Source organism: Streptomyces sp. NPDC088747 (assembly GCF_044751025.1).
In the GTDB taxonomy this organism is placed as follows: domain Bacteria; phylum Actinomycetota; class Actinomycetes; order Streptomycetales; family Streptomycetaceae; genus Streptomyces.
Genome location: NZ_JBIVKZ010000008.1, coordinates 237,186 through 243,452, shown reverse-complemented (window position 1 = coordinate 243,452; position 6,267 = coordinate 237,186). Strand labels below are relative to the sequence as shown.

At 67.3% G+C, this 6,267-nt stretch carries 6 protein-coding genes and 1 tRNA gene; 1 reads left to right on the top strand and 6 read right to left on the bottom strand.

The genetic code is table 11. From position 1 onward, the window contains the following. Window positions 1–123: 123 nt before the first annotated feature. The 4 genes from ACIP79_RS20940 to ACIP79_RS20925 form a co-directional block, all read right to left on the bottom strand. Window positions 124–1,125 carry a polysaccharide deacetylase family protein gene (locus tag ACIP79_RS20940; protein ID WP_401225355.1) on the bottom strand — a complete coding sequence of 334 codons (1,002 nt, stop codon included), beginning with the start codon at window positions 1,123–1,125 and terminating at the stop codon, window positions 124–126. Window positions 1,126–1,161: 36 nt separating this feature from the next. After that, a complete protein-coding gene (locus ACIP79_RS20935; RefSeq protein ID WP_401225654.1) occupies window positions 1,162–2,088 on the bottom strand; it encodes a glycoside hydrolase family 11 protein in 927 nt (308 codons plus the stop codon). Between the two features lie 797 nt (window positions 2,089–2,885). Beyond that, a tRNA-Arg gene (locus ACIP79_RS20930) sits at window positions 2,886–2,958 on the bottom strand. Window positions 2,959–3,319: 361 nt separating this feature from the next. Then, the gene (locus ACIP79_RS20925) at window positions 3,320–3,520 is read right to left on the bottom strand and encodes a helix-turn-helix domain-containing protein (RefSeq protein ID WP_401225353.1); all 201 of its coding nucleotides are present in this window, start codon (window positions 3,518–3,520) and stop codon (window positions 3,320–3,322) included. A 187-nt stretch (window positions 3,521–3,707) separates the two neighbouring features. Between ACIP79_RS20925 and ACIP79_RS20920 the strand changes: the two genes are divergently transcribed. Continuing rightward, window positions 3,708–4,160 (top strand): hypothetical protein, encoded by a 453-nt coding sequence (locus tag ACIP79_RS20920; protein WP_401225351.1) that lies wholly within the window; start codon window positions 3,708–3,710, stop codon window positions 4,158–4,160. Between the two features lie 410 nt (window positions 4,161–4,570). Here the strand turns inward: ACIP79_RS20920 and ACIP79_RS20915 are convergent, their stop codons facing one another. Together ACIP79_RS20915 and dprA are read right to left on the bottom strand one after the other, a co-directional pair. Next, complete coding sequence (locus ACIP79_RS20915) at window positions 4,571–5,326, bottom strand: hypothetical protein (RefSeq protein ID WP_401225349.1); 756 nt, start codon at window positions 5,324–5,326, stop codon at window positions 4,571–4,573. 13 nt (window positions 5,327–5,339) lie between these two features. Beyond that, window positions 5,340–6,224, bottom strand: a complete 885-nt coding sequence (gene dprA, locus ACIP79_RS20910; RefSeq protein WP_401225347.1) for a DNA-processing protein DprA — start codon at window positions 6,222–6,224, stop codon at window positions 5,340–5,342. Between the last annotated feature and the right edge of the window lie 43 nt (window positions 6,225–6,267).

The window sequence follows — 6,267 nt, the reverse complement described above, 5'->3', positions numbered from 1 at the left end:
GGCGCGGGTGGGGGTCGGTGTACTGCTCCCCCCTCCCCCCGCTGCCCCCCCGCCCCCCCGGGGCCCCCCCCGGGGGGGGGGGGCCCCCCCCCCCCCCCCCCCCCCGCCACAGGTGATCAGGCGTCAACCGGTGGTGCAGGAGGCGGTTGGCCAGGTGTGGTTGTTGTTGTGCTGGATGGTGAGGCCCCAGTTGTTGCCGCTGCCGTTGGGTTTGGCGGTGAGGGTTTGGGCGTTGGGGTAGGTGGCGTTGACGTTCCAGGTCGAGAGGACCTTGGCGGGGGAGGGGACGTTCATGATGACGGTCCAGGCGCTGGACCCGGTGACGGCGACGTTGAGGTTGTAGCGGTCGCTCCACGTCTGACCGGCGGACAAGGTGGCGAAGCAACTACTGCCGCCTCCGCCCCCGCCCGACCCTCCGTCGGGAGCGACGGCACGGCCGGTCGTCGGCGAGATCATGCCCGCGCACAGGCCGCGTGCGGTCAGGCCCTGCGCGATCCGCGGCACCGCGGCGAGCGTGTTGGCGGACCAGTCGTGCATCAGGATGACCTGCCCGCTGGTGAGCCGCCCGGCGGCGGCCACGATCGCGTCGGTACTCGCGCCGTTCCAGTCCTGCGAGTCCACGTCCCAGATGATCTCGGTCATGCCGTACGAGGCCTCGACCGCTCGCACTGTCGCACTGGTCTCGCCGTACGGCGGCCGGAACAGTCTCGGCGTACCGCCGCCCGCGTTCGCGATGGCCTGCTGGGTTCGGGAGATCTCCGAGTCGATCTGTGCCTGCCCGAGCGTGGTCAGATGCGGGTGGGTGTAGCTGTGGTTGCCGACCCACATTCCGGCGCTGACCTGGGCCCGCACCTGGGACGGGTTGGCCGCGGCGTACTGGCCCTGGTTGAACATCGTGGCCCGCAGCCCGTTCTGCGTCAGCGAGTTCAGCAGCGCCGGGGTGTTCCCGGACGGGCCGTCGTCGAAGGTGAGCCCGACGTAACCGTTGCAGGCGGCGGCCTGCGCGGGCGCCGCGGCGTGCACGGTCAGGGTGCTCGCGGCGGCGAGGGCGACGACAGCCAGCCTGGCGATCAGGGATCGCAACGAGGGACGGTTTCTCCGCTTTCTCTTTCTCCGAACTCTCATGCCGAGTGCTCCTTCGCTTCACATCGTGGACGGAGGTCAGCTCGTGGTGCAGGAGGCGGTTGGCCAGGTGTGGTTGTTGTTGGGCTGGATGGTGAGGCCCCAGTTGTTGCCGCTGCCGTTGGGTTTGGCGGTGAGGGTCTGGGCGTTGGGGTAGGTGGCGTTGATGTTCCAGGTGGAGAGCACCTTCGAGGGGGAGGGGACGTTCATGGTGACGGTCCAGGCGGTGGACCCGGTGACGGTGACGTTGAGGTTGTAGCGGTCGCTCCACGTCTGACCGGCGGACAGTGTCGCGGAGCAACTGCCGCCGCCCCCGCCGCCGCCTCCGCCGCCCGAACCCGACTCGCCCACGGTGATGTTGGAGTTGCCGCTGCTCTGGTATCCCTCGGTGGCCATGATCATGTAGTAGTTGAAGCTGCCGAGGGGCATTCCGGCGCGGGCCCAGGCGTCGAAGTGGTTGCCGGTGGTGATGGTGCCACCGGTCCTCCTCGACTGCCGCACACTCCAGTACTGGTCGAAGGTCTTGGTGCCCTCGACGGACGGGGCGTTGTACCGCGTCGTCTTGTAGATGTCGTACGTACCGCCGTCGCTGGTGACGGTGCCCATGAACGTTCCCGTGGGCCGGAAGGTGCCCCAGTTGTCGACGATGTAGTACTCGACGAGCGGGTTCGACGTCCATCCGTAGAGAGTCAGGTAGGCGTTGCCGGACGGGTTGAAGCTGCCCGAGTAGGTCACGCTCCGGCGGCTGCCGTTGGCCCAGCCCTTGCCGGCGACGAAGTTTCCGGTGTTGCTCCAGGTGGTGCTGTAGCTGCCGGCGGATGCCAGGTTCATGGAGACCGTCCCCTGGGAGTCGGTCCAGAACGAGTAGTAGTAGCCGTTGTTGGTCCCCGTCTGGTTCGTGGTGACGACCGTGTCGGCGTGGGCGGTGCCGGGCAGAGCCAGCGCGGCCACGGTGACCAGCAGCATGGTGCACGCACTGCTGATCAGCAGCCTGAACCGGTCGGATAACCGGAAACGGATGCCTGACGTACGGCCTGTCGGGTGTGCGGGTGACTTGCTCATGCGATTGCTTCCTCCTCGTCCTCATGAGGCCGATGAGAGCCGGACGACACGACAGACGCCCGCGCTGCCGACGCTGAACCTCCACCGACGACAACCGCCCCGGGCCCGCGCAGAACTGGCGACCCACATCGACAGGAGTCGAACTCTGCCAACGGCGCCAGTGTTGAACTGGCCCTGTCAACTGTCAACAGTTTCGGCAAGCAGAACGAAACATTCGAAGGCGTCGTATGCCTCAGAGATAGATATCAAGCCACCTCAGTGGCTATCTCAAGGTGGCCAAATCAATCGCTGCCCAGGCGTCTACGCCGATGAGATCAAAAGACGAAGAGTCACCTTCGAATGTTTCGAAGCCCCTCGACGACGTCCCCTCTATCGCCTCTCCCAGCACCCTGCGAACCGAAGCCGTACTCACGACTTCGGCCTCCGGCCAACTCGGCCTCGAAGCCGTCGGGGACGGCATCCGTCGCCCGGAGGGGTTCCCACGGGGAACGACTCGGCCATACAGACCTCCGCAGGATCCAGCGTGCCGTCGGCAAGCCCTTGGCTTCCTCAGCGATCACGTCACGCAGCTCGGCGTAGGTCTCCCAGCCATGAAACGGGCAGTGCCGCGCAGGTCTGACACCGCGGACCGAGCGGGGGAGCCGAACAAGCCGAAGGGCCGACCCGAGAGGAAACTCCTCTTGAATCGACCCTTTGTCCTGTGCCCCCGGCAGGATTCGAACCTGCGACACCCGCTTTAGGAGAGCGGTGCTCTATCCCCTGAGCTACGAAGGCGGGGGCTTGTGAAAAACCTTGGAGAAAACCCAGCGAGTGGATCTTCGGCCTCGGCACACAGGCCCGCTGGTCAGTGGGGGTGTGCTGGTGCTCGCGACGGTTTCCCGGGCGGACATCCTGCGCGACCTGACCGCTGACGTGAACAGCGTAGCGGATTGGGGCGGAGCGAAGGTGTGGAGTACGAGGGCTGGGCGGTTACGAATGGCCTGAACTGCGGTTTTCTGCGCAGGGCTGGTTGATGCTCGTCCCGGTCGGCGCGTGGCGGAGGCTCGGTTTGTCCGTTCCGTCGCAGACGTGGAGCCGAAATCGGTTCGGCTGTCGGTCTGGTCGCCGCTGGCCTATCCCGGTGGAGCGCGTCGGGTCAGATCATCTGACGTCTGGTTGATACCGAAGCGCGGATCGCTGCGGGGCCGGGCCAGAGTTGATGTTCGAGTGCGTCCTCCAGTCGGGTCAGGGTGCCGATGTCCGGCAGTACGTCGCCGTTGAGGACTCGGGCGACGGTGGAATGCGCGACACAGGCCACGTCGGCCAGTCCGCGAAGCGAGAGCTTGCGGGAGCGCATGGTGCGGTTCAGGTCGCTGGCGAGGAGCAGCCCTCAGTGGGGCGTCGGGGGTCAGAGTGACCTCCGGCCAGTCTCCGTCCGCTACGCAGTGCAAAGGGTGCTTATCGTTGTTACTGCGCGCCTCCCACAGACCGTGCAATGTGGCGTCCGCCGACTTCAGCGCCCTCAACTCGGCAGGAACACCCTTGTGGGTGACCTCCCGGGCAGCCACGTCCGCATTGAAGAACTGGCGTTTGGCAGAGTCCAGTTCGACATGCCCGGCTGCCCTCATCTGCATGATGAAAAGCGCCGACTCCAGTGCGGTCGCCTTGTCGTCGTCCACCTCGACGAGTTCCCGCGGTTCCTCGGCCATCGACTCGTCGCGATACGCGTCGTAGTAGCCGCGGCGGACGTCGTCGGCCTCCGGCGTGCGGAGCAGCTTGGTGAGCCGTGTTTCGTCCCAGAGGTCAATCACGAGGTTGTGAGCTCGCTCCTGCTGCTTCTTCCAACCGTCCCACCAAGCTGTGGTCGGGCCGTCCACGCTGGAAGGGATGCACAGGATCCACATCCTGTCCGTGTGGCCCTTCTCGGCCGCGGTGTCGAGAATCGACCTCAGGGACGCGCGGATCTGCTGCTGGTTGCCCTTTGCGTCGCCGGATAGAAGTACTTGGACTGCTAGACGGTGATCTCGCCGCCGAGGTCACCGGCGAACGCGTCGACGCCCCAGTCGCCAGGGTTCGCCGCGATCATCCGTACGCCAGCTGTGGTCGATCCGGCCAGCTCGGCGATCATCTTCTCGAAGTCGTCCCGTGCACCGCCAAACCCCCGCCCCGGACGACGTGGACCGCGAAGCTGATGGGAGGCACCCTGGCTCCGACCGCCTGTGGTTCCTGCACTGTCCCCCGCCGATTGCCTGCCCCGCCTTAGAGGCTCTCTGTTAATTCCCGTGACGCAGGGTCAGCGCGACCGTAACCTCAGCCGCTCGGCGGATCAAGCCCACGGTCTTGATGTTCTGATCAATGAGCAGCGACGCCCCTGGGATGCGATGGTCGTCGGCTTCCGAGGCAGCGGTCACGCCTGCGCATGATCCCAGGGCTTCAGGGCGCAGGAACCCCATGAGAAGCGGCGTAGCCGCGCCTGCTGCACATGTGTCGCGGTCTCGCCGTAGGAGGTGTTGAGATGGCGCCCCAGAACGACGACCGCCACGCTGCCCGCGCCGGCGGCCCTCAACGCTGTGGCGGCGGACTGCGCGTGGTGTCCTGTGGTCCAGGTGTCGTCGATGAGCAGGACGTTCTCTCCCCAGAGAGCCGAGGAGGTGTAACGCGCGGGAGAAGCGGTACGACCGAGAGCGCTCGCGCCTGATGCGGGGGTGAGGAGGTCGCGGTGGCGCTCGCGGGTGGGGCCGATGATGTCGGCGGCCATCGTGCGCAGGGGGTGAGTTGTGCGACCGCTGGTGCTAGGGACGATGGTGACGACGTCGAACCCGGGGACGGCGCAGTGATCAGCGATGCACGCTTCGTGCGCCGCGAGGAAGCGCCACAGGACGGCGGCCAGCCCCATGCGGAAATGCTGCTGCTGTGGGCCGACTGTGTTCTTGTAGCGCCACAATTCGTTGGCGTACTGCTCGCCCTTGAGGGCCAGACTGACGGGGACCACGGCATCGGCCACGCCGGTACCGAGGATCTTGCCGGCCTCGCCGCACTGCCAGCAGGTGGGGTAGCCGACCCCGGAAGGGCCGCGGCAGACCTGGCAGACCCCGGGGCCGGGCGGCAGCGGGTGGATGAGGAAGTTGGCATAGCGGGCGGACAGCCCGACGACGGTTGTCACCCGGGGCCGCCGCTTACGCCCAGGTCAGTTCGCCCGTGGTGGGGACGAGGGAGCCGAGTTCGCGGAAGACGTCGTCCGGACCGTCGATGACGGTGGTGTTGGGCCTGCTCGCGTACTCCCGCGCCCACTCGTGAGTCATGAGGGACCGCATGAGGAAGACCCGACGGCCGTGCTCCAGAGCGAGCCGTGCCTGCATACGCGCCCCGCTGCGGTAGGCGGCCTCGACCACGACGGTGGCCAGGCTGTAGCCGCTCATGACGGCGTTGCGCATGGGGAACGACGCCTTCGAGGGTGGCGAGTCCGGCCAGAACTGCGAGATCAGCAGCCCCCGCTCGGCGATCTCCTGCTGGAGCCGGGCGTTCTGAGCGGGGTAGGAGCGGCGCAGTCCGGTGCCGATGACGGCGACCGTACGGCCACCGACGGCGAGGGCGGTGCCGTGCGCGGCGGTGTCGATGCCGGCGGCCAGACCGCTGACCACGGTGACTCCCCGCTCGGCGAGCCCGCTCGCGATCGCCCGTGCGTGCGCGATGCCCTCCGGCGTGGGGTTGCGGGTACCGACGACCGCGACCCGCAGATCGTCCTCGACTGCCGTTCCGCGCAGGAACAGGAACGGCGGACGCTGATGTACCAGCCGCAGATACAGCGGGTAGTCCTCGTCCAGGATGGTCACCAGCCGCATGCCCTCGCGTTCCCAGGCGGCGACCTCGGCGGCGACGGACTCCAGGTCTACAGCGGGCTCGGTGTCGAAGAGTGCCCCTTGTCCCGAGGCATCGAGCGCGCTGTCCAGGACCTCGCGTGCGCTCCCGACCGTCTCGATCTGGTCGGTGAGCTCGGGCCAGGGACGATCACCACGCCGCAGGAGTGCGACGAGGGCGGCTCGCTCCAGCTCCTGGTCCATGCGGCAAGTATAGGAACGATGGGGAAGCGGGACGAGGAACGGG